The sequence below is a fragment of the Paraburkholderia pallida genome, assembly GCF_004524855.1.
Taxonomy (GTDB): Bacteria; Pseudomonadota; Gammaproteobacteria; order Burkholderiales; family Burkholderiaceae; genus Paraburkholderia; species Paraburkholderia oxyphila.
The window spans coordinates 462,508-482,340 of record NZ_CP038150.1 but is presented as its reverse complement, the minus strand read 5'-3'; the positions used below and the strand labels follow the sequence as shown (position 1 = coordinate 482,340).

Genomic DNA, 19,833 nt, shown 5'->3' with positions numbered 1-19,833 from the left:
GCGCCGGCGTGCCATCCTCCCCGCGCGAGCCGCACGCTCGCGTGAACAGGACCCAGAAGGAGGAGGATTGCACAACGTCGACCTGAAATCGCTGCAGCTATTCGCAACGCTGCTCAGGGAGTGCAACGTCACGCGCACGGCGCGGCAGTTGAACATGACGCAATCGGCCGTGAGCCACACGCTCAACCGCTTGCGCGACCTGTTTCACGATCCGCTTTTCGTCACGGCCGGGCGCAGCATCGCGCCCACGCCGCGCGCCCTGGAACTGGCCGAGCCGCTGCAGCGCGCGCTGGCCGCCATGGGCGCGCTGATCGAGTCGGACGACGCCTTCGATCCCGCCGCGTTCGAAGGCACGTTCGAGGTCGCCACCACCGACTACATCGGCTTGCTGCTGCTGCCCGTGCTCATGGACCGCTTGAGCGTGGCCGCGCCCGGCATCGCGCTCAACGTCAAGCCGCTCGAACCCGAGAACGATCTGGCCGCGCTGCGCGAGGGCACGCTCGACCTCGTGCTCTGGAACGAGGACGCCGCGCCGTCGAACTACTACGTGCGCAAGCTCTTCACCGACCGGCTCAAGTCGATCGTGCGCGCCGGGCATCCGCAGATTCAAGGGAGCCTGTCCGTCGAGCAGTTCCGTGCCGGCCGGCACATCCGCGTGAGCGGCCATTACGGCGCCGTGAAGGAGGCCGTGGACGCGTTCTACGAGCATCTCGGCATTCGCGTGAGCACGGCCGTGACGGTCCCGCATTTCATGCTCGCGCATTTGCTGGTGTCGCAATCGGACATGATCGGCATGATCGGCGAGCTGACCGCGCGGCGCATCGTCGGCAATCTGCCGATTCAGGTGCTCGAGCCGCCCGTGCAAATGGCGCCGTTCACGGTATCGGCGGTCTGGCACGCGCGCCGGCATACGTCGGGCGCGCACCGATGGTTGCGCGGGGAAATCGCGGCCGCGGCCGGGCAACTGACCGGGCAGTTGGCGGCAGCCGCGTAAGCCTCATTCAAACCTGGCGGGCCTGCCGCTCACCACAGCGCCATGCGTTGCAGGGTGCGATCGCGGAAGACGAAGCGATGCAGCAGGGCCGCGGCGACATGCAGGCAGATCAGCGCGAACAATGCCCACGCGAGGATGCCGTGGATGTCGCCCATGGCATGCCCGAAAGGCGAGCCGGCGGGCGAGAGCGCGGGGAGCGGCACGACACCGAGCAGCGTGAGCGGCCAGGCCCGCGACGAAGCGTTGATCCAGCCGAGCACCGGAACCGTGACGAGCAGCACGTAAAGCGCGCCATGGGTGAGCGAGGAGAGGGCGCGCAATGGCCCCGAGAGCTCGCCGGCGGGCGGGCGATGCGTGGCGCGCCAAAGAATCCGTAGCGCCATGGCGGCAAGCAGCGCGGTGCCGACAATCAGGTGGGCGGCAATCAGGCCGACGGGCTGCGTATCGCGGTGGACGTCGGGCATGGTCCAGCCGAGCACGAACTGCGCGCCGACGAGGGCCACGACGAGCCAGTGAAGAAGACGGGCGACTGCATCGTATCGTAACGGGGTTTGCATGGTGACCTCGATTCAGGGGAGCTGATTCGAGGCCGGATTGTAGGGAGGCAACGGTTAACGGAGTATTAAGGGGGCAGGCCGGCGTGTGAAGCGCTCGCGCTCGCGCCGCGGAGCCATGTACAAATTGGGGGCGCTTCGGTATAAGTCCCGAGGGCCAATTAATCTTTTCGTCAGAAAACGCTGGTACTCTCGTCAAGCGCGGTCCTGTGCGGCACCCGGGCCTTCTGGCCGGTGGCGCACAGGACCGGCAAATTGGCATTCGTAGGGGAGGCATCGTGTTTTGGCAGCCCCGCGTCCCCGCAAAACGCACCGGAGTGTGCCTGGCAATGATTTCAGCAACGATCGATTTGCGACGAGCCGTCTTTCCGACCCCCGAACGCCGGTGCGAGCGGGCGGCCGCATGGTAGCGCCCACGGCTACGATCGATATCGCGTCGGTTGCACTCGTGCCAGGCCATTTGACGCTAGTGACGGTTGCACATCTATTCGCCCAATTCATTGCGGGCCTCTGCGGCCTGGGCGCTATCTTCGGCATTGTCTATACGGTGACGGCCTGCCGGCTGATCGGCCGCTTCTTCGCGCGCGGCGTGGCGGTGCCGGCGCGCTTTCCCGCCGTCACGATCGTCAAGCCGCTGCACGGCGACGAATGGCGGCTCGAAGCCCATCTCGCCAGTTTCTTCGACCAGGATTATCCGGGGCCAGTGCAGTATCTGTTCGGCGTGCATGATTCGTGCGACCCCGCGCTCGCCGCCGTCGAAAGGCTGCGCGAGCGCTATCCCGACGCGCATGTCACCGTGGTGGCCGACGCGCGCCTGTACGGGCCCAACCGCAAGATCGCGAATCTCGTGAACATGCTGGAGAAGGCCGAGCATGAGGTGCTCTGCTTCGCCGACAGCGACGTTTATGTCGAGCGCAACTATCTTCGCCAGATCGTCGGGACCCTGCAGCAACCGGGCGTGGGCCTCGTGACGACGGTCTACCGCGGCCTCTGCGCGCCCGGGTTCTGGCCCCGCCTGGCTGCGGCGCTGACCAACTACCATTTCCTGCCGGGCGTGGTCACGGGGCTCGCGCTCGGGCGCGCGCGGCCGTGTTTCGGCCAGTCCATCGCGATGACGCGGGATATGCTCGCGCGCATCGGCGGTCTCGCCCAGTTCGCTCACCACCTGGCCGAAGACCACGCGGTAGGCGAAGCCGTGCGGCGCGCGGGCGCCACCGTCGCCATTCCGCCCATTGTGGTGCAGCACGCTTGCGTGGAGAATACGTTCTCCAAGCTCTTCGCGCACGAGTTGCGCTGGAGCCGCACCATTCGCGCGGCGGACCGCTCCGGGCATCTCGGCGCGGTGTTCATGCATCCGCTGGCGCTCGCCTTGCTCGCGGTGGCCTTCTCGGGCGGCGCGCCGGCCGCGTGGGCGCTGGCCGGCGTCGCGCTGTTCGCCCGCGCGCTGCTGGTCTGGAGGACCGACCGCGCAACCGGGCAAAAGGGCAGCGGGCTGCTGTGCCTGCCGATCTGGGATGCGGTTCAGTTCGCGATCTATCTCGCGAGTTTCTGCTCGTCGGGCGTGGTATGGCGCGGGACGCGTTTTCGCGTCGACGCAAACGGGATGCTGTCGCCCGTTCACGAAAAATGAAAAAGCATCGAGCTTCGTAGTAGATGAATAGAAACATCAAGACGCAGGCGCATTGGAAGAAGAGCACACGCAGATGAAACACCTGGGACGTATCGCTGCGTTGTGCGGCCTGGCGGTCGCTGTGTGGCTCGTATGGCGCGATCATCCCGCAGCCGTGCTGCAACTCCTGCAAGCCGCGGGCATGGGCCTCGTGCTGGCTGCCTTGCTGCATATCCTGCCGATGTGCGCGAACGCCTGGGACTGGCGCACCTTGATCCGCCCGGCACAGCGTCCCTCGTTCCCGGCCATGCTCAAGCTCGTGTGGATACGCGAGTCCATCAACGGCCTGTTGCCGGTCGCGCGCATCGGCGGGGAAATCGTCTCGTTCCGGCTGCTCGGGCGTGCCGGCGTGCGTCCGGCGACGGCGGCGGCGAGCCTCGTCGCCGACATGCAGCTCACGCTGATCAGCCAGCTCATCTTCGGGCTCATTGCGGCGGGCTATGTGCTCGAGCATTCGAGCTCCGATGCCGCGCGCCTCGCCGGCCGGCTCGCCTGGGGCATTGCGGGGATCGCGCCGGTGCTGGTGCTGTTCGCGCTGGTTCAGCATGCACGGCCGTTCGAGCGCGCGGCGCACGTCATCAACCGGATCACGAGCGGCAAGGTGGTCGATCTGGTGGGCAAGTCCGCGCGCGTCGATCAATCGGTCAAGCTGATCTGGCGGCAGACCGGCGTGGTCGTGCGCTATCTGCTGATCTGGCAGACACTGCAATGCCTGGGCTACGCGCTGGAGATCTGGTGCGCGCTGCACGTGCTCGGCGTGCAGGCGACCTTCGCGCAGGCCTTCGTGATCGAAGCGCTCATACAGCTCGTCAGCAGTGCGGCCTTTCTGATTCCGGGCGGCCTTGGCGTGCAGGAGGGCGGCTTCGTGCTGATCGGCGGGCTGCTCGGCTTCGACGCGCCGACCTGTCTCGCGCTCGCCGGCGCGCGGCGCGTGCGCGACCTGCTGTTCTACGTGCCCGGCTTGTTTGCATGGCAGGCGGCCGAGTATGCGCTGCCGTCACCGCGTGAGGCAGAGAGCGTGCAGTGAGCTTCGCCTCAACAAAACGCGACGGCCCATGATCAAACTGGAAGACCTGGTCATTTTCCTTCGCGCCGCGGACAGCGGGAGCCTTTCAGCTGCCGCCCGGCAGCTGGATCTGACGCCCGCAGTGGCCAGCGTCGGCCTCAAGCGGCTCGAAGAGGAACTCGGGACGCGGCTGCTCGCGCGATCGACACGCAGCCTGCGGCTGACGCCGGACGGCGAGCGCTATCTTCCGTACGCGCGCAGCGTGATCGAGCAGGTCGAGGCCGGCGGAAATGCGCTCGCGCATGGGCGCAAGATGATCGGCGGAACCGTGTCGCTCTCGATGCCCTCGGACCTCGGCAGGAGTGTGCTGGTGGGCTGGCTCGATGCGTTTCAGGAGCAGTACCCGGCGGTTTCGTTGCAGGTGCACATAGGCGATCATGTGACCGATATGTTTCGGGCGCCCATCGCGGTGGCGATCCGCTACGGCGTGCCCGAAGATTCTTCACTCGTGGCGCTGCCGCTGGCGCCGGAAAACCGGCGCGTCCTTTGCGCGTCGCCCGAATATTTCGCACGTCATGGGCGGCCCGGGTCGCCATCCGAGCTCTCGCAGCATAACTGCCTGCGTTTCGCGTTGAGCGATGCGCTTCACGACCGCTGGACTTTCTACAAGGACGGCGATGCGATGGTCGTGAACGTGCGCGGCGACCGCAGCAGCGACGACGGCGAGCTGGTCCGGCGCTGGGCCCTGGGCGGCCACGGCATCGCGTACAAATCGCGTGTCGACGTATTGGCCGACCTCAAGACGGGCAGGCTGGAGGCGGCGCTGACCGACTTCGAGGGCGAGAGCGCGCCGCTACATCTCGTTTGCGCCCACCGCACCATGCTGTCGCCGACCGTCAACGCGTTGCGCGACCTGCTGCGCGAGCGTTTCTCCGCCTGGCTGGCCTGATCCCGCGCGGGTCGCGGGGCCCGCCTTCAATAAATTTTTGAAGCTGACTTCTCCGTTTGCCGCTTTTTGGCAGGTGCGCGTTCGCCGATCATGCACCCGTGACAAACACATCAGGCCTGTGCCGCTTCGCACCGATGGCGCGCCGATTGGCTCGGCGTTCGCCGGCATAAAGCGGGTGCGGGCCTTGCACGCTCAAAACGGAATCTGGAGGTATCAAGGATGAAAGCCATTGGTTATTACCGCAATCTCCCCATCGACGATCCGGAATCGCTGATCGATCTCGAACTGCCTGAGCCGCAGCCCGGCCCCCACGACCTGCTCGTCGAAGTGCATGCGGTGTCGGTCAACCCCGTCGACGTGAAGGTGCGCGCGGCCAAGGCGCCTGAAGCCGGGCAGCCGAAGGTGATCGGCTGGGACGCGAGCGGCGTCGTGCGCGCGGTGGGCAAGGACGTGACGCTGTTCAGGCCGGGCGAGCGCGTCTGGTACGCGGGATCGCTGGTGCGGCCCGGCACGAATAGCGAACTGCACGCCGTGGACGAGCGCATCGTGGGGCACATGCCGAAGACGCTGAGCTTTGCCGAAGCGGCCGCGTTGCCGCTCACGACCATTACCGCTTGGGAGCTGCTGTTCGATCGCCTCGCGGTGCCGCAGAGCACGGCACGCTCGGACGAGACGCTGCTCGTGATCGGCGCGGCCGGCGGCGTGGGTTCGATCCTCGTGCAACTCGCGCGCAAGCTGACCGGCCTGACCGTGATCGGCACGGCGTCGCGGCCCGAAACCGCGCAGTGGGTGACGGACCTGGGCGCACATCACGTGATCGACCATTCGAAGCCGCTTTCGCAGGAATTGAAGCGTATTGGCTTCGAAGGCGTGGACTACATTGCGAGCCTGAACCAGACGCATCGCCACTTCGACGAGATTGTCGCGTCGTTCAATCCGCAGGGGCACCTGGCGCTGATCGACGACCCGGAGATCTTCGATTTCCGCAAGCTCAAGATGAAGAGCATCGCGCTGCACTGGGAGTTCATGTTTACGCGTTCGATGTTCTCGACGAAGGACCAGATTCGCCAGCACGAGTTGCTCGATCGCGTGGCCGGGCTGATCGATCAGGGCGTGCTGCGCACGACGCTCAATGAGAGCTTTGGCACCATCAATGCAGCCAATCTGCGCCGCGCTCACGAGTGGCTGGAAACGAACCGGGCACGCGGCAAGCTGGTGCTCGAAGGTTTCTGAGCAGAGGCATTGCGGTTCATGGCGCATGACGTTGCCCCACACCGTCTTGCCGCTTTGGCGTACCCTCTTGGTTCGATTGAAGAGAGGACTCGCAATGGACCGCATGACCGCCATGGAAACCTTCGTTGCCGTCGTGGAGGCCGGGTCGTTTTCCGCCGCCGCGCGGCGCCTGAACGTGGGGCAGCCCGCTGTTTCCAAGTCGGTCGCGCAACTGGAGGAGCGGCTCGGCACGCGCTTGCTGCTGCGCTCGACGCGCGGCCTCAATACGACCGATGCCGGCCAGCGCTTCTACGAGCACGCGAAAGTCGCCATCGAGGAGGCGGACGAGGCCGAGCACGCCGCCAGGCAGTCTTCGGAGAGCGTGTCCGGGCGCCTGCGCGTTTCGGCGGCCCCGACGTTCGCGCGCCTGCACGTCATGCCGGTGCTCAAGCGCTTTCTCGACCAGCATCCGCAGCTCGAGATCGACATCGTGCTGGACGATCGCAACATCGATTTGCTGGAAGAAGGCATGGACGTCTCGCTGCGCATGGGCAGCCTCGACGACTCCGCCATGACCGCGCGGCGCATCAGCCGCAGTCCGCGGCTCGTCGTGGGGACGCCCGCGTATTTCGAGGAGGCCGGCGTGCCCGCCACGCCAGCCGACCTGAGCCGCCATCAGGCCATCGTGTATTCGCAGCGCGGCGGGGGCGAGTCCTGGTCGTTCAGCCGCAACGGCAAGGAAACGGCCGTGGTGGTGTCGGGACGCGTGCGGGTGAGCGCCGCCGAGGGCATTCGCACGGCCGTGCTTGGCCATATGGGAATCGCCGTCGCGTCGCAATGGATGTTCGCGCCCGAACTCGCCGATGGCAGCGTGCGCGCCGTGCTCACCGACTGGCAATTGCCGCCGGTGGACCTGTGGGCCGTGTTCCCGGCGGGCCGGCTCGTGACTTCGAGGGCACGGGCGTTTGCGGCTTTTGTCGAAAGCGTGCTGGCCGAAAACAGCTACTAAGGAATGCTTGAAATGAGTGCGAATGGCGCTTATGCCGCGAGCTTCAGTTCAGGCGAGGCAGGCTGCTCGATCGCCCGGAACAACGCGGCGCGAAATGCCATCGGTTCGGAGATCGCCGGGATGGGCGCCGAGGGCAGGCCGGCACCCGCAACGACGAGCGAGCCATAGTGCAGCATGCGCCCGAGAATGCCTTGCTCGACCTGGACGCTTTCCACGCGGGAGAGCTGGAGCTCGACAGTGCTGCGGCGGATCACACCGAACTTGGCGACGACGCGCTTGTTCGTGATAGTCAGCTCCGTGGTCCGGTACGCGATCGCGACCATTCCGAACGTTATCGCCCCGACCACGAACGTGGCCACACCGGCGCCGGGCGACTCGCCGAAAGAGAGCACGACGCCGAGCAGCATCAATACGGCGCCGATCACGAGGCGCGGGGCCATTGCGATGAGGCTCGGAAACGCCTCGAAGACGATCCGCTCACCCGGGGTGAGCGTTGATTGAACGTAAGTCATATTGGATTCCTTGCAATACATTTGACGTGAAACAAGGTGGGGCACGCGCCCCGAACCTTCATAATGTCAAATGTTGATATGAATCAATAGTGACCGCTTGACGCCCGTGACGCCTTGCCGCAATCGCCCCGGGGCGAGCGTTTCAGGCCGGCAGTGTGAGCCTCTGCAATACCGGAATCATTTCCGAAGGATCGGGACGTTGTGTGTAGTCCGGATTAACTTCGGAGTACACAACGATGCCATCCCTGCCGATGACATATCGCGCCGGCATCGGCAGCGTCCAGCTCGGGTCGCCGTTGAACGCAGGCAGATCGTTCTTGCGCGCCTTATACACATCGATCAGATAGTCCGGCAACACGAACCGCAGCCCGAACGCGGCGGCGGTGTCATTGTGCGGGTCGTGGAGCACCGGGAAATTCAACCCATTCACGCGTTCCGACTTGCGGCTATTGACGGCCGACTGCGGCGAAATCGCCACCAGGCGGGCGCCATACCGCTGAAGATCGGGCAGCGCTTCGTTGAGCGCCTGCAATTCCAGATTGCAATAGGGACACCAGACACCCCGATAGAACGTCACGACAAGCGGACCCTTCTCGAGCAGTTCCGACGAGGAGACTTCATTGCCATGCTGGTCTTTCAATCGGAAAGTTGGGGCACGCTCGCCCGCCTTCACAGCGCGGCCCGCCTGACCGCTCGCGATCAGCTCGGCCGTTGCGCGCTCCATGATCGGATGAATTTCCGGCGATGCGAACCAGGGCCCCTTGCCGGCCTTGAAGTCCGCCTTGAATGCGTCGAGCTTGTCCTGAAGCGACATGATGGCCTCCGATAAAAGTGAAGGTGTGACGATCGGTGCGATTCGTCATGGCTTCATGATCGGCGCCCGGCACAACCGCCAGTAGACGGCCCGCATGCATAAGTGCCATTCCAGCGCGGCATGCCTCGCGCGGATTCCCGCCCGGCATAGCAGATATTGCCTCGCGGCGGCTTCTGCGCGCGGGCGTCGCCTGCGATCCTCAGCGCACCCATCAACCGTTGAGGAGAGACTCATGGGCAAGCTGGATCGAAAAACGGCGGTCGTCACGGGCGGCGCGAGCGGCATCGGCCTTGCAACGGCAAAGCGCTTTGCTGAGGAAGGCGCGCAGGTGTACATCGTCGGCCGGCGCGAGGCCGAGCTCGAGCGCGCCGCAGCGGAAATCGGCCACGACGTGGTCCCGGTTCGCGGCGACGTGACGAATCTCGAAGACCTCGATCGTCTGTTTGCGCGCGTGCGCGCCGAGTGCACGCAACTCGACGTGCTGTTCGCCAACGCCGGCTTCATCGAGCATCGCACGATCGACGAGATGTCGCCGGAGCACTACGACGCGACGTTCAATGTGAACATGCGCGGGCTGATTTTCACCGTGCAAAAGGCGCTGCCGTTGATGCGCGAGGGCGCGAGCATCGTCCTCACCAGCTCGGTTGCCGGTGTGAAGGGGCTGCACGCGCATGGCGCCTATAGCGCGGCGAAGGCGGGCGTGCGCTCGCTCGCGCGCACATGGACGACGGAGCTCAAGGGGCGCGGGATTCGCGTGAACGTCGTGAGCCCGGGCGCGATCGACACGCCCATCATCGAGAGCCAGGTCTCGACGCCCGCGCAAGCCGATGCGCTGCGCGCGAAGTTCGCCGAAGCCACGCCGCTCGGGCGCATCGGCCGGCCCGAGGAAGTGGCCTCCGCCGTGCTCTTTCTCGCGAGCGACGAGAGCAGCTATGTGGCCGGCGTCGATCTTTTCGTCGATGGCGGTCTGGCGCAGGTTTGAGCAATATTGGAGACGTGTATGCCCGGCCGCGATGAAGCGCGGCCGGGCATACACAATTAGTGAGGATGACTTCGTGAACGAACCGGCCCCGCGCGCTACCCTGCGCGCGGGGCCGGTTTTGAAGGCGTCAGCGGATCAAATCGACGCCTTGCCAATGGACGCGCCGCCGTCGACAAAGAGCGTTTGCCCGGTGATGAATCCGGCGTCTTCGGAAAGCAGGAAAGCGATGGCGGCGGCGATCTCGTCCGGCGTGCCGAAGCGTTGCATCGGCACGCCCGAGAGATAACGCTTTTCGCCTGCGCTGCCCGGCGGGTTGTTGGCGCGAAAGAGCTCGGTCTCCGTTGGCCCCGGCGCGACGGCATTCACCGTGATCCCGGTTGGCGCGAGCTCGAGCGCCCAAGAGCGCGCAAAACTCACGAGCGCGGCCTTTGCGGCGGCGTAGGCGGTGCGTTCGATCGCGCCGAGCACGGTGAGGCTCGAAATGTTCACGACCCGCCCCCAGCCGCGCGAGCGCATGCCCGGCAGGATGGCCTGCATGGCCTGAAGCGCGGGATGGAGATTGACGGCAAGTACGCTGTCGAGATCGTCGAGTTGCACTTCGCCGATCGCCTGCGGACGCACGAGGCCAACGTTGTTGACGACGCCGTCGAAAGCGTAGCGGCTGGACAGATCATGGAGCGCCTGCTCCGTGGCCGCGCGGTCGGCCAGATCGACACTCACGAGGTCGCCGGGAAAGTCCTCGCGATGGCGGGCGAGGCCCACGACGCGATGTCCCGCCTTCGTTAGCCGATGCGAAAGCGCAAGCCCGATGCCCTTGGTCGCGCCCGTCACGAGAAAGGTTCGCGTGTTCATGCCAGCGCTCCCGATGCACGCTCGGCGGCCCGGCGCGCTGCGGCCGAGGGCGAAGCCGTGCTCGAAGCGAACGGATAGTCGATATACCCGCGCGCGTCGCCGCCATAAAACGTCGTCCGGTCGTAACGATTGAGCGGCTTGCCCGTGCGCAGGCGCTCTGGCAGGTCGGGATTGGCGATGAACATCCGGCCGAACGCGACGAGGTCGGCGTGGCCGTCGACCACGATCTGCTCGGCGCTCTCGCGCGTGAAGCCGCCGGCCGCGACGAGCGTGCCCTTGAAGAAGCGGCGGATGTCTTTCGACGAGACGTCCGACTCGGCGGCCTCGCGCTCTTCGATCCCGCGGATGCGCGGCTCGATCACGTGCACATAGGCCAGCGCGTAACGGTTCAGGCGCGTGGCGACGTAGCCGAAGGTCGCGTGCGGATCGCTGTCCGACATGGTGCCGTAGGTGCCGCTCGGCGAAAGGCGCACGGCGACATGGCCCGGCCCCCAGACGCCGACGACCGCGTCGAGCGTGTCGAACAGGAACCGCGCGCGGTTTTCGAGCGAGCCGCCATAGGCATCCGTGCGATGGTTCGTGCCATCGAGCAGGAATTGCTCGAACAGATAGCCGTTGGCGGCATGCAGCTCGATGCCGTCGAAGCCGGCTTCCTTCGCGAGCATCGCGCTGTGGCGGAACTGCTCGACGATGGCCGGGATTTCATCCGTTGCCAGCTCGCGCGGCACGGGCAGTTCGGCTTCGGCGATCTGGCCTTGCGCGTCGCGAATCGCGGCGTGCTCGAGCGAGCGCAGCGCGGAGGGGGCGACCGGCGTGAGGCCGCCCGTGTTGGCCGAGTGCGCCTGCCGGCCTGCGTGCCAGAGCTGGACGAAGATCGAGCTGCCTTTTGCGTGAACGGCGTCCACCACGCGCTTCCAGCCGGCAACCTGCTCGTGCGTCCACATGCCCGGCGCATCCACATAGGCGATGCCGAGCGGCGTCACGGCCGTGGCGTCCGTAATCAGCAGACCGCCTTCGGACGCCCGCTGGGCGTAGTACTCGACCATCAGGTCGCCGGGCACATTGCCGGGCTCGGTTCTCATGCGCGTGAGCGGGGCGAGTACGACGCGGTGCTTGAGGGCAAGCGATCCGACTTGCGTTTGGCTGAACAGCTTCATTGGGTGCTCCTTGCTGCGGGGTTTGCGGTGAGGCCATGTTCGCGGCAAACGCGTGGCGCAAGAAGACAGGTGGCGGCGATAGCAGTCATTCCTGCGCGGCATGGCGCGGCTGGCCGCGCAGCCATGCCCGCGAGGAATCGGTGATATGCGTAGCGCCGGCCTACCGCAGCGGCGGCGCTTGCGCGAAATTTCGTCCACACCGCAGCGTCGCTGATCGAATGCAAGGCGATGCCGCAGCGGTCAACCTCGCATCGTCGCATCGTCGTAACGTCGACCAGACACCCCCATCACCCGGAGAAACAGCATGAGCACGTTCAACGTCCCCACCCGTGAAGCCGTCTCGCCCGCCAACCAGGCCATCTTCGACAAGCTCAAGGCCGGCCTGGGCGTCGTGCCGAACCTGTATGCCACGTTGGCGTATTCCGAGCATGCGCTCGGCAACTATCTGGCCTTCCAGAACGCGAAGAGCAGCATCACGGGCAAGGCGCGCGAGGTCGTCAATCTGGTGGTGAGCGAGGTGAACGATTGCGAGTATTGCCTCGCCGCGCATACGATGATCGGCAAGAAGACCGGCTTCTCCGACGAGCAAATCCTTGAAATCCGCAGCGGCCGCGCGCGCTTCGACCCGAAGCTGGACGCGCTCGCGAGCCTCGTGAAGGACATCGCCGTGCGCCGGGGTCACGCCGATCAGGCGCGCGTCGACGCGTTCCTGGCAGCGGGGTGGACGAATGAAAACCTTGTGGACGTGATCGTCGCGATCGGCGACAAAGTCGTGACCAACTATCTCCATGGCGTGACCCGCGTGCCGGTCGATTTCCCCGCCGCGCCGAAGCTGGTGGAGTAAAGCAACTGGCACACACGGCGCGCCACGCGTATGTGGCGCCTGCTGAAGTGCTGTTTGCCGTGCGGCGCGATACGTCTGCCGCACGGCATGCGCTTTGGCGTTTCTCATGCTGTACGCCAGCCCGTACTGCCCACCAGGCGCGGCTCCAGGCGATTGTTCGCATTTCGCGAATGGCGCATTCGGCCCCTAACCCATACCCGTCGCGCTGCGCTTGCCTCTATCTTTCCCCCACCGGTGGCCGATGGAGCCGTCTGGAGGAGACAAAGATGAAAACGCAGGATTGGGATGTGGCCTACGAATGGAAGGCCGTTGTGCTACTGGCCCTGGGTTTCGGGCTGGTCGGACTCGACCGGTGGCTGATTGCGCCGCTGTTTCCGTCCATCATGAAAGACCTGAATCTGAGCGCCCAGGACGTGGGCAACTGCATCGGCATCCTCGGTCTTTCGTGGGGGATCTTCGCGGCACTCATGGGTGGCATTTCCGATAAAGTGGGACGCCGCAAGGTGCTGATTCCGGCCATCATCGTGTTTTCGCTGCTGTCCGGCTTTTCCGGGCTCGCGGGCGGCTTCATGAGCCTGCTGGCCGTGCGCGCGCTGATGGGCGTGGCCGAAGGCTCGTTCTGCCCGACGAGCTTCGCCGCCACCGCCGACGCCTCGCATCCCAAGCGCCGCGGCTTCAATCTCGGGCTTCAGCAAAGCGGCTTTGCGCTCTTCGGTCTCGCGCTTGCGCCAATCATCGCCACGCAGTTGCTCAGCTTCGTGTCGTGGCGCTGGGTCTTCGCGCTCGTGTCGATTCCGGGCCTGATCCTGGGCCTCCTGATGTTCCGCGTGATTCGCGAGCCGAGCCCGCAGCAAGCGCCGCAAGCCGAAGCCGTGACGGCCCACGCCGGCGCCCACGCGCCGGGCGAGCGCGGCAACTGGCGCGCCGTGTTCAAGAGCCGCAACATTCCCGTTGCCATGGTGGCGCTCTTCTGCGCCATGACCGGCGTGTTCGTGCTCGGCGCCATGCTGCCGCTGTATCTCACCAACTACCTCTCGCTCGATACGCAGCATATGGGCGTGGTGGTCTCCGCCATCGGCTTCGGCGGCTTCGTCGGGCAGTTCGGGCTGCCGGGCCTCTCCGATCTGGTGGGCCGGCGCGTGGCGAGCGTCGTCGGCTTCGCGGGCACCGCGGTGATGCTGTACCTCTTCCGCGGGATCGGCGCGCAGCCGCTCGAATTGTTCGTAGTGCTGTTCGTTGCCTCGTTCTTCACGCTAGGCCTCGTTTCCCTGCTTTCGGGACCGGTGGCGACCGAAGCCGCACCGCTGGGCATGGTGTCCACGGCGATCGGCATCGTGGTGGGCGCGGGCGAGATCTTCGGCGGCGGCGTGGCGCCCGCGCTCGCCGGTTTCGTCGCCACGCGCTTCGGCATTCAGAACATCCTTTGGCTGCCGATCTGCGCGGTCGTGCTCGGCATCGGCGTGAGCCTGCTGCTCACGGAGACCGCGCCCGCGAAGCTGCGCCGCCGGGCCGGCGAGGCGGCCGGTTTTGCCTCGGCCGAGCAGCCGGAGTAAGCCGCCAGAGCGCGTCCCGCGCGCCACCGTGCACGCCCGTCAGCGTATAAACTGACGGGCGACACCGGTGGAACAGGGAGCAGCATGGACCGTTTTTTGAGTATCGAGGCCTTTGTACGCGTGGCCGAAACGAGCAGCTTCGCCGAGGCCGCGCGGCAATTGGGCGTCACGAGCTCGGTCATCACGAACCGTATCCAGCAGCTCGAGAAGTTCGTCAACGCGCCGCTCTTTCACCGCAGCACCCGGCATGTGCGGCTCTCCGAAGTCGGCGAGACCTTTTATCGCGAGTGCGCCGAAGTCGTGGGGCGCGTGAACGAGCTGACCGACCAGATGCGCGAGCTGCGCGCGACGCCCACGGGCCGCCTGCGCATCCAGATCCTGCCCGGCTACGCGCTGAGCCACTTTGCGACGCCGCTGGCCGAATTCAACAAGCGCTACCCTGGCATCCAGCTCGATGTGATCGTCAACGACCGCGTGGTCGATCCGATCGAAGAGGGCTTCGACGTCGCCTTCCAGATTTTCCCCCCCATCTCCGATTCGCTGATCGAGCGGCGCCTGTTCACCGTGCGGCGCCTGTTTTGCGCGTCGCCGGCCTATTTGCGCGAGCATGGCACACCGCAGCATCCGCGTGATTTGCTGCAGCACACCACGGCGCTCTATTCGGGTTATCCCTCACGCAATCGCTGGACCATGACGTGCAGCGAGGAGGTCGTGGAGATGGAGCTGCCCGGCATGATCCGCTCCAATTCGGTCCATTTGCTGCGCGACTATGCGCTCACGGGCGGCGGCGTCGTGTGTCTGCCGACGCTCGTCGCGAGCGCCGCGCTGCTCGACGGCTCGCTCGTGCCGATCCTGACCAACTATGTTCTTTCGCCGCTCAGCTTCGCGGCCGTTTATCCCGCAACGCAGCGACAGGCGCTGAAGGTGAAAGCGCTCGTCGAATTCCTCGCCGACTGGCTGGGCCCCGAGCCCGCATGGGACTTGCCGCTGATCGAACGCGGCTGGGTGAGCTGAAGCCAGGCCTTGGCTCCGGGCGTTCGCGCCCGCTCTTTCAGGCCGCGCTTGCGGCCCGCGCTTTCAATTCGCGCTTTTGCTCCGATTGTTCGCGAAGCGCGAATGCCGTAATCGCCACGGCGCCGGTTGTTGCCGCCCCAGTACGCTCCTAAAGTTGAATCCAACGACAAGATGTTCCAACGAACGGATTCCACTCAAGGAGACAGCAATGACCGAGACGTCATTCCAAACAGTCTTTGGCTCGCTCGACGGCTACCGCAAGGGCGAGATCGAAATCACCAGCGGCAGCGCCAGCCACTACGTCTTTTCCAACGTCTTCGAAGTCGCTTCGAAGTCGGCGCCGTATGAAAAGGTCGTGGCCGGCAAGAACCTCGAATACGTGATCGAGGTGCTGCGTACTGAAGGGCAATCGGCATGGTTCGCCTGCGCCCACGACGAGTTCGTCATCCTGATGGACGGCGAAGTCCGCATCGACTTCATCAAGCTCGACAATCCCCCGAAAGACAGCAAGGGCAGCGTGCTGGCCGGCGAGCAACCGCATGGCCGTCCGATGGGCCATGTCGTGCTGCGCCAGGGCCATCAGGCGCTGCTGCCCGCGGGCTGCGCCTATCGCTTCAGCGCGCCGAAGGCCGGCGTGGCGCTCGTGCAGACGATGATCGGCGAGCTCTCCGTGCAGAAGTGGGCCGATATCTGCCTGCACTGACCCAGCGCGGCAACGATCAACCGAAGAGATCTGGAGACAAGACATCATGGCATCCCTCGAAGACAACCTCCCCACGACCGGCTTTGCCGCCGACGCCGTCAAGGCCAGCGAACCCGATGCGGTGACCGGCTATCGCCGCTTCACGCTGGGCTCGTTCGAATTCCTGCGCGACGAGTACTTCGTCAAGATCAACTGGCCCGCGAAAGGCCAGTCGCGCACCCACGCGATTCCCGCCGACGCTTTCCTGCGCGCCATGATGCGCGACGTCGCGTGGGGTTTCTTCTACGGCTGGGTCAACTTCGACCACGTGTTCGGCACGCGCAATCACTACGGCAAGGTCGACATGTACGCGGGATCGTTCAACGGCATCATGAAGGAAGCCGGCGTGGACTACATGGAGACCTTCGAAACGCCCACGATCATGGCGACCTTCAAGGCCATCCTGCATGACTGGACCAACGAAGGCTTCGACCCGTTCGCGGCGCCCGCCGAGACGGGCAGCGCCTACGGCCGCAAGCATGGCGAGAACGGCGCCGCGATCGAGCGCACGCGCATTGCCACGCGCCGCATGCCGGGCCTCGAAGGCGACTCGCCGCTGCGCAACGACTTGCCCGTGAACCGTGCGTTCATGGACGTAGAGCAGGACGAGCCCGAAGTCCACTGCGAACCCGGCTTCGAGGGCGAGCTGCACGCCTTCAATCTCTTCAAGTATCTGTCGCGCTCGGACGTCACGTGGAATCCGTCCGTGACTTCGGTCTGCGGCCAGAGCCTGTTCTGCCCGACCACCGAGGAATTCATCTTGCCGGTGTTTCACGGCAACGACCGCGTCGAATGGTTCCTGCAGCTCTCCGACGAAATCGTCTGGGACATCGGCGACAAGAACACCGGCGCGCCGCGTGCCCGCATCACGATGCGAGCGGGCGACATCTGCGCGATGCCGGCCGACATCCGCCATCAAGGCTATTCGACCAAGCGCTCGATGCTGCTGGTGTGGGAGAACGCCACGCCGAATCTGCCCAAGCGCTACGAGAGCGGCGAGCTCAAGCCCTATCCGGTCGAATTTTGAGCGCCCGCATCACGACGAAGCTCATCCGCATTCATTAAGGACTGCTCATGCAAACCCAACTCTTCATCGACGGCCGTTTCACTGATGCCGTAGAAGGCGGCACGATCGACGTGCTCAATCCGCACGACGGCTCGCTGATCACGAAGATCGCCGCCGCCACGGCCGCCGATGTCGACCGCGCCGTGGACGCCGCCACCCGTGCCTTTCCGAAGTGGGCGGCCATGCCCGCCGCCGAGCGCGGCCGCTTGCTGCTGCGTCTGGCCGACGCCATCGAGGCGAATGCGGAAGAACTCGCGCAGCTCGAATCGCTCGACACGGGCCATCCGATCCGCGATTCGCGCGCCCTCGACGTGCCGCGCACGGCAGGATGCTTCCGCTACTTCGGCGGCATGGCCGACAAGCTGCAGGGCTCGGTGATTCCCGTCGAGACCGGCTTTCTGAACTACGTGCAGCGCGCGCCCATCGGCGTGGTCGGGCAGATCGTGCCGTGGAATTTTCCGCTCATGTTCACGAGCTGGAAGATGGGCCCGGCGCTCGCCGCTGGCAACACGGTCGTGCTCAAGCCTTCCGAGATCACGCCGCTTTCCACGCTGCGCATCGTCGAATTGATGGCCGAAGTGGGCTTTCCTGAAGGTGTCGTCAACATCGTGACGGGCTATGGGCACACCGCGGGGCAGCGGCTCGCAGAGCACCCGGGCGTGGGCAAGATTGCGTTCACCGGCTCGACGGCAACGGGGCGGCGCATCGTCGAGGCTTCGCAGGGCAATCTCAAGCGCGTGCAGCTCGAGCTGGGCGGCAAGGGCGCGAACATCGTGTTCGAAGATGCCGATCTCGACGCGGCCATCAACGGCGCGGCCTGGGCGATCTTCCACAACCAGGGGCAGGCGTGCATTGCGGGCTCGCGCCTGATCCTGCACGAGCGCATCGCCGATGCGTTCCTCGAGCGCTTCGTCTCGCTTGCGTCTTCGATTCGCGTGGGTAATCCGCTCGATCCCGACACCGAGATGGGGCCGCTCACGTCGAAGCAGCACCAGGAGCGCGTGCTGGCCTTCGTCGACGTGGCGCGCGGCGAGGGCGGCCGCGTGTTGACGGGCGGCAGCGCTCCGCAGGACGCCGCGCTCGCGAACGGTTATTACGTGCGTCCCACGATCGTTGAAGCGGCGACGCCCAACGACCGTGTCGCACAGGAGGAAGTGTTCGGCCCGTTCGTGACGGTGATGCGCTTCCGCAACGACAAAGAGGCGCTCGCCATCGCCAACGGCACGGCCTATGGCCTCGGCAGCGGGTTGTGGACGCGCGACCTCTCGCGCGCGCACCGGATGGCCGGGCAGATCCACGCCGGTATGTGCTGGATCAACTGCTACAAGCGCGTGAACCCGGGCAGCCCGTTCGGTGGCGTGGGGCAGTCGGGCTATGGCCGTGAGATGGGCTTCGAGGCGATGCACGATTACACCGAAGCGCGCTCGGTCTGGGTCAACGTGGACGGCAACGTGCCGCCGCACTTCAAGCGCTGAGGCCGGCATGAAACCGTTCGTCTATCAGGGAACCCCTTCTCGCGTGGTGTTCGCGTCGGGTGCGCTCGCCACACTGCCCGCGGAAGTCGAGCGGCTCGGGGCGCGGCGCGCACTGATCCTCTCGACGCCCGAGCAGCGCGCGCTGGCCGAACAGGTCGCGCAGGTGCTCGGCGAGCGCGCGGCGGGCGTGCACGCGCAGGCCGTGATGCACGTGCCCGTGGAAGTGGCGCGCGCCGCACGCGACGCGGCGGCGGCGCTCGACGCGGACTGCTGCGTGGCCGTGGGCGGCGGCTCGACGATCGGGCTCGGCAAGGCCATCGCGCTCGAGTCGACGCTGCCCATCGTGGCCGTGCCCACGACCTATGCGGGCTCTGAGATGACGCCGATCTACGGGCTCACCGAAGGACGTTTGAAGCGCACGGGGCGCGACATGCGCGTGCTGCCGCGCACGGTGATCTACGACCCGGCGCTCACGCTCTCGCTGCCGGTAGCGATCTCGGCGGCATCGGGCGTCAACGCCATGGCGCATGCGGTGGAAGCGCTCTACGCCGAAGACGCGAATCCGGTCATCAGCCTGATGGCCGAGGAGTCGATCCGCGCGCTAGGCGAGGCGCTGCCGGCCATCGTGCGCGCGCCCGACGACGCGGCGATGCGCGGCCGCGCGCTGTATGGCGCGTGGCTCGCAGGGACGTGTCTGGGCGCGGTCGGCATGGCGCTGCATCACAAGCTGTGTCACACGCTCGGCGGCACGTTCAACCTGCCGCACGCGCAGACCCACGCGGCCATGCTTCCGCACACGGCGCACTACAACCACACGGCGGCGCCCGAGGCACTCGCGCGCGTGGCGCGCGCGCTAGGCGGCAAGGACGCGTCCGAAGCCGGTGCGTTGCTGTTCGCGTTGAACCAGTCACTCGGCATTCCGGTGGCGCTCGCCGAAATCGGCATGCCGGAGCAGGGGCTCGACGAGGCCGCCGATCTCGCGTGCAAGAACCCGTACGCCAATCCGCGCCCGATCGAGCGCGAGGCCATTCGCGCGTTGCTGCAGCGGGCGTGGCAGGGCGTGGCGCCGGCCTGACCGGCGCCGCCCGTTCATGAAGAAAAGATTCGGAGACTCACCATGGCGCGCTATTTCGCGATCTTCGCCACCGACAAACCCGGCATGCGCACGGAACGCGAGCGCATGCGTCCCGTGCATCGGAACTGGCTGCGCAACGCCGCGCAGCACGGCGTGTTCGTCCGCCTCGGTGGATCGACGCTCGCGCCGCAATGCGATGCGATGAACGGCACGCTGCTCGTGATCGAAGCCGAAGGCATCGACGACGTGATGTCGTTCATGACGCACGATCCGTATATGCAGGCGGGACTGTTCGAGCGTGTCGAAGTCCGTCCATGGGACTGGAGCCTCGGCAATCCCGAGCGGAGGATCTGA

At 65.9% G+C, this 19,833-nt stretch carries 20 protein-coding genes; 15 read left to right on the top strand and 5 right to left on the bottom strand.

The window, feature by feature from the left end; translation table 11 throughout:
• Positions 1 to 67 precede the first annotated feature (67 nt).
• Positions 68 to 994, top strand: a complete 927-nt coding sequence (locus tag E1956_RS28815; protein WP_167760150.1) for a LysR family transcriptional regulator — start codon at positions 68 to 70, stop codon at positions 992 to 994.
• Positions 995 to 1,023: 29 nt separating this feature from the next.
• Here the strand turns inward: E1956_RS28815 and E1956_RS28810 are convergent, their stop codons facing one another.
• Positions 1,024 to 1,551 carry a cytochrome b gene (locus E1956_RS28810; RefSeq protein WP_134755633.1) on the bottom strand — a complete coding sequence of 176 codons (528 nt, stop codon included), beginning with the start codon at positions 1,549 to 1,551 and terminating at the stop codon, positions 1,024 to 1,026.
• Positions 1,552 to 1,933: 382 nt separating this feature from the next.
• On the opposite strand from E1956_RS28810, the gene hpnI reads away from it, so the two are divergent.
• The 5 genes from hpnI to E1956_RS28785 all read left to right on the top strand — a co-directional run bounded on the left by hpnI (position 1,934) and on the right by E1956_RS28785 (position 7,393).
• A complete protein-coding gene (hpnI, locus tag E1956_RS28805; protein WP_418789321.1) occupies positions 1,934 to 3,178 on the top strand; it encodes a bacteriohopanetetrol glucosamine biosynthesis glycosyltransferase HpnI in 1,245 nt (414 codons plus the stop codon).
• A 73-nt stretch (positions 3,179 to 3,251) separates the two neighbouring features.
• Positions 3,252 to 4,244, top strand: coding sequence for a lysylphosphatidylglycerol synthase domain-containing protein (locus E1956_RS28800; RefSeq protein WP_134755628.1), 993 nt, complete (start codon positions 3,252 to 3,254; stop codon positions 4,242 to 4,244).
• A gap of 28 nt (positions 4,245 to 4,272) precedes the next feature.
• Positions 4,273 to 5,172 carry a LysR family transcriptional regulator gene (locus E1956_RS28795; RefSeq protein WP_134755626.1) on the top strand — a complete coding sequence of 300 codons (900 nt, stop codon included), beginning with the start codon at positions 4,273 to 4,275 and terminating at the stop codon, positions 5,170 to 5,172.
• Positions 5,173 to 5,391: 219 nt separating this feature from the next.
• Positions 5,392 to 6,405 (top strand): zinc-binding alcohol dehydrogenase family protein, encoded by a 1,014-nt coding sequence (locus E1956_RS28790; protein WP_134755623.1) that lies wholly within the window; start codon positions 5,392 to 5,394, stop codon positions 6,403 to 6,405.
• A 94-nt stretch (positions 6,406 to 6,499) separates the two neighbouring features.
• Complete coding sequence (locus E1956_RS28785) at positions 6,500 to 7,393, top strand: LysR family transcriptional regulator (RefSeq protein WP_134755620.1); 894 nt, start codon at positions 6,500 to 6,502, stop codon at positions 7,391 to 7,393.
• Positions 7,394 to 7,422: 29 nt separating this feature from the next.
• Here the strand turns inward: E1956_RS28785 and E1956_RS28780 are convergent, their stop codons facing one another.
• Positions 7,423 to 7,905, bottom strand: a complete 483-nt coding sequence (locus E1956_RS28780; protein WP_167760149.1) for a PH domain-containing protein — start codon at positions 7,903 to 7,905, stop codon at positions 7,423 to 7,425.
• A gap of 142 nt (positions 7,906 to 8,047) precedes the next feature.
• Positions 8,048 to 8,719 carry a peroxiredoxin-like family protein gene (locus E1956_RS28775; RefSeq protein ID WP_134755616.1) on the bottom strand — a complete coding sequence of 224 codons (672 nt, stop codon included), beginning with the start codon at positions 8,717 to 8,719 and terminating at the stop codon, positions 8,048 to 8,050.
• A 232-nt stretch (positions 8,720 to 8,951) separates the two neighbouring features.
• Here E1956_RS28775 and E1956_RS28770 point away from each other — a divergent pair, with 232 nt between their 5' ends.
• Positions 8,952 to 9,701 (top strand): SDR family NAD(P)-dependent oxidoreductase, encoded by a 750-nt coding sequence (locus E1956_RS28770; protein ID WP_134755614.1) that lies wholly within the window; start codon positions 8,952 to 8,954, stop codon positions 9,699 to 9,701.
• A gap of 135 nt (positions 9,702 to 9,836) precedes the next feature.
• Here the strand turns inward: E1956_RS28770 and E1956_RS28765 are convergent, their stop codons facing one another.
• Together E1956_RS28765 and E1956_RS28760 are read right to left on the bottom strand one after the other, a co-directional pair.
• The gene (locus E1956_RS28765; RefSeq protein ID WP_134755612.1) at positions 9,837 to 10,553 is read right to left on the bottom strand and encodes an SDR family oxidoreductase; all 717 of its coding nucleotides are present in this window, start codon (positions 10,551 to 10,553) and stop codon (positions 9,837 to 9,839) included.
• On the bottom strand, positions 10,550 to 11,710 hold the full coding sequence (locus tag E1956_RS28760; RefSeq protein ID WP_134755610.1) for an alkene reductase: 1,161 nt from the start codon (positions 11,708 to 11,710) through the stop codon (positions 10,550 to 10,552). The genes E1956_RS28765 and E1956_RS28760 overlap by 4 nt, the downstream gene beginning before the upstream one ends.
• 304 nt (positions 11,711 to 12,014) lie before the next feature.
• Here E1956_RS28760 and E1956_RS28755 point away from each other — a divergent pair, with 304 nt between their 5' ends.
• The 8 genes from E1956_RS28755 (at position 12,015) to E1956_RS28720 (ending at position 19,833) form a co-directional block, all read left to right on the top strand.
• Positions 12,015 to 12,554: a carboxymuconolactone decarboxylase family protein gene (locus E1956_RS28755; protein ID WP_134755608.1), complete on the top strand. Its 540-nt coding sequence runs from the start codon at positions 12,015 to 12,017 to the stop codon at positions 12,552 to 12,554.
• A 266-nt stretch (positions 12,555 to 12,820) separates the two neighbouring features.
• On the top strand, positions 12,821 to 14,107 hold the full coding sequence (locus E1956_RS28750) for an MFS transporter (RefSeq protein WP_134755606.1): 1,287 nt from the start codon (positions 12,821 to 12,823) through the stop codon (positions 14,105 to 14,107).
• A gap of 84 nt (positions 14,108 to 14,191) precedes the next feature.
• Positions 14,192 to 15,121: a LysR family transcriptional regulator gene (locus tag E1956_RS28745; protein WP_134755604.1), complete on the top strand. Its 930-nt coding sequence runs from the start codon at positions 14,192 to 14,194 to the stop codon at positions 15,119 to 15,121.
• Positions 15,122 to 15,329: 208 nt separating this feature from the next.
• A complete protein-coding gene (locus E1956_RS28740) occupies positions 15,330 to 15,824 on the top strand; it encodes a cupin domain-containing protein (RefSeq protein WP_134755602.1) in 495 nt (164 codons plus the stop codon).
• A 46-nt stretch (positions 15,825 to 15,870) separates the two neighbouring features.
• Positions 15,871 to 16,890 (top strand): hydroxyquinol 1,2-dioxygenase, encoded by a 1,020-nt coding sequence (locus E1956_RS28735; RefSeq protein WP_134755600.1) that lies wholly within the window; start codon positions 15,871 to 15,873, stop codon positions 16,888 to 16,890.
• Positions 16,891 to 16,937: 47 nt separating this feature from the next.
• Entirely contained in the window at positions 16,938 to 18,404 is a 1,467-nt protein-coding gene (locus E1956_RS28730; RefSeq protein ID WP_134755598.1) for an aldehyde dehydrogenase family protein, read from the top strand.
• A 7-nt stretch (positions 18,405 to 18,411) separates the two neighbouring features.
• Complete coding sequence (locus E1956_RS28725; protein WP_134755596.1) at positions 18,412 to 19,479, top strand: maleylacetate reductase; 1,068 nt, start codon at positions 18,412 to 18,414, stop codon at positions 19,477 to 19,479.
• Between the two features lie 42 nt (positions 19,480 to 19,521).
• Positions 19,522 to 19,833 (top strand): YciI family protein, encoded by a 312-nt coding sequence (locus tag E1956_RS28720; RefSeq protein WP_028221064.1) that lies wholly within the window; start codon positions 19,522 to 19,524, stop codon positions 19,831 to 19,833.

Excerpts from the sequence above, each read along its gene's own strand:
- E1956_RS28750 (WP_134755606.1), top strand. The coding sequence starts at position 12,821 with ATGAAAACGCAGGATTGGGATGTGGCCTACGAATGGAAGGCCGTTGTG.
- E1956_RS28790 (WP_134755623.1), top strand. The coding sequence starts at position 5,392 with ATGAAAGCCATTGGTTATTACCGCAATCTCCCCATCGACGATCCGGAA.
- E1956_RS28795 (WP_134755626.1), top strand. The coding sequence starts at position 4,273 with ATGATCAAACTGGAAGACCTGGTCATTTTCCTTCGCGCCGCGGACAGC.
- E1956_RS28810 (WP_134755633.1), bottom strand. The coding sequence starts at position 1,551 with ATGCAAACCCCGTTACGATACGATGCAGTCGCCCGTCTTCTTCACTGG.
- E1956_RS28740 (WP_134755602.1), top strand. The coding sequence starts at position 15,330 with ATGACCGAGACGTCATTCCAAACAGTCTTTGGCTCGCTCGACGGCTAC.
- E1956_RS28725 (WP_134755596.1), top strand. The coding sequence starts at position 18,412 with ATGAAACCGTTCGTCTATCAGGGAACCCCTTCTCGCGTGGTGTTCGCG.
- E1956_RS28775 (WP_134755616.1), bottom strand. The coding sequence starts at position 8,719 with ATGTCGCTTCAGGACAAGCTCGACGCATTCAAGGCGGACTTCAAGGCC.
- E1956_RS28720 (WP_028221064.1), top strand. The coding sequence starts at position 19,522 with ATGGCGCGCTATTTCGCGATCTTCGCCACCGACAAACCCGGCATGCGC.
- E1956_RS28780 (WP_167760149.1), bottom strand. The coding sequence starts at position 7,905 with ATGACTTACGTTCAATCAACGCTCACCCCGGGTGAGCGGATCGTCTTC.
- E1956_RS28755 (WP_134755608.1), top strand. The coding sequence starts at position 12,015 with ATGAGCACGTTCAACGTCCCCACCCGTGAAGCCGTCTCGCCCGCCAAC.
- E1956_RS28730 (WP_134755598.1), top strand. The coding sequence starts at position 16,938 with ATGCAAACCCAACTCTTCATCGACGGCCGTTTCACTGATGCCGTAGAA.
- E1956_RS28765 (WP_134755612.1), bottom strand. The coding sequence starts at position 10,553 with ATGAACACGCGAACCTTTCTCGTGACGGGCGCGACCAAGGGCATCGGG.
- E1956_RS28785 (WP_134755620.1), top strand. The coding sequence starts at position 6,500 with ATGGACCGCATGACCGCCATGGAAACCTTCGTTGCCGTCGTGGAGGCC.
- E1956_RS28760 (WP_134755610.1), bottom strand. The coding sequence starts at position 11,710 with ATGAAGCTGTTCAGCCAAACGCAAGTCGGATCGCTTGCCCTCAAGCAC.
- E1956_RS28800 (WP_134755628.1), top strand. The coding sequence starts at position 3,252 with ATGAAACACCTGGGACGTATCGCTGCGTTGTGCGGCCTGGCGGTCGCT.
- E1956_RS28770 (WP_134755614.1), top strand. The coding sequence starts at position 8,952 with ATGGGCAAGCTGGATCGAAAAACGGCGGTCGTCACGGGCGGCGCGAGC.
- E1956_RS28745 (WP_134755604.1), top strand. The coding sequence starts at position 14,192 with ATGGACCGTTTTTTGAGTATCGAGGCCTTTGTACGCGTGGCCGAAACG.
- E1956_RS28735 (WP_134755600.1), top strand. The coding sequence starts at position 15,871 with ATGGCATCCCTCGAAGACAACCTCCCCACGACCGGCTTTGCCGCCGAC.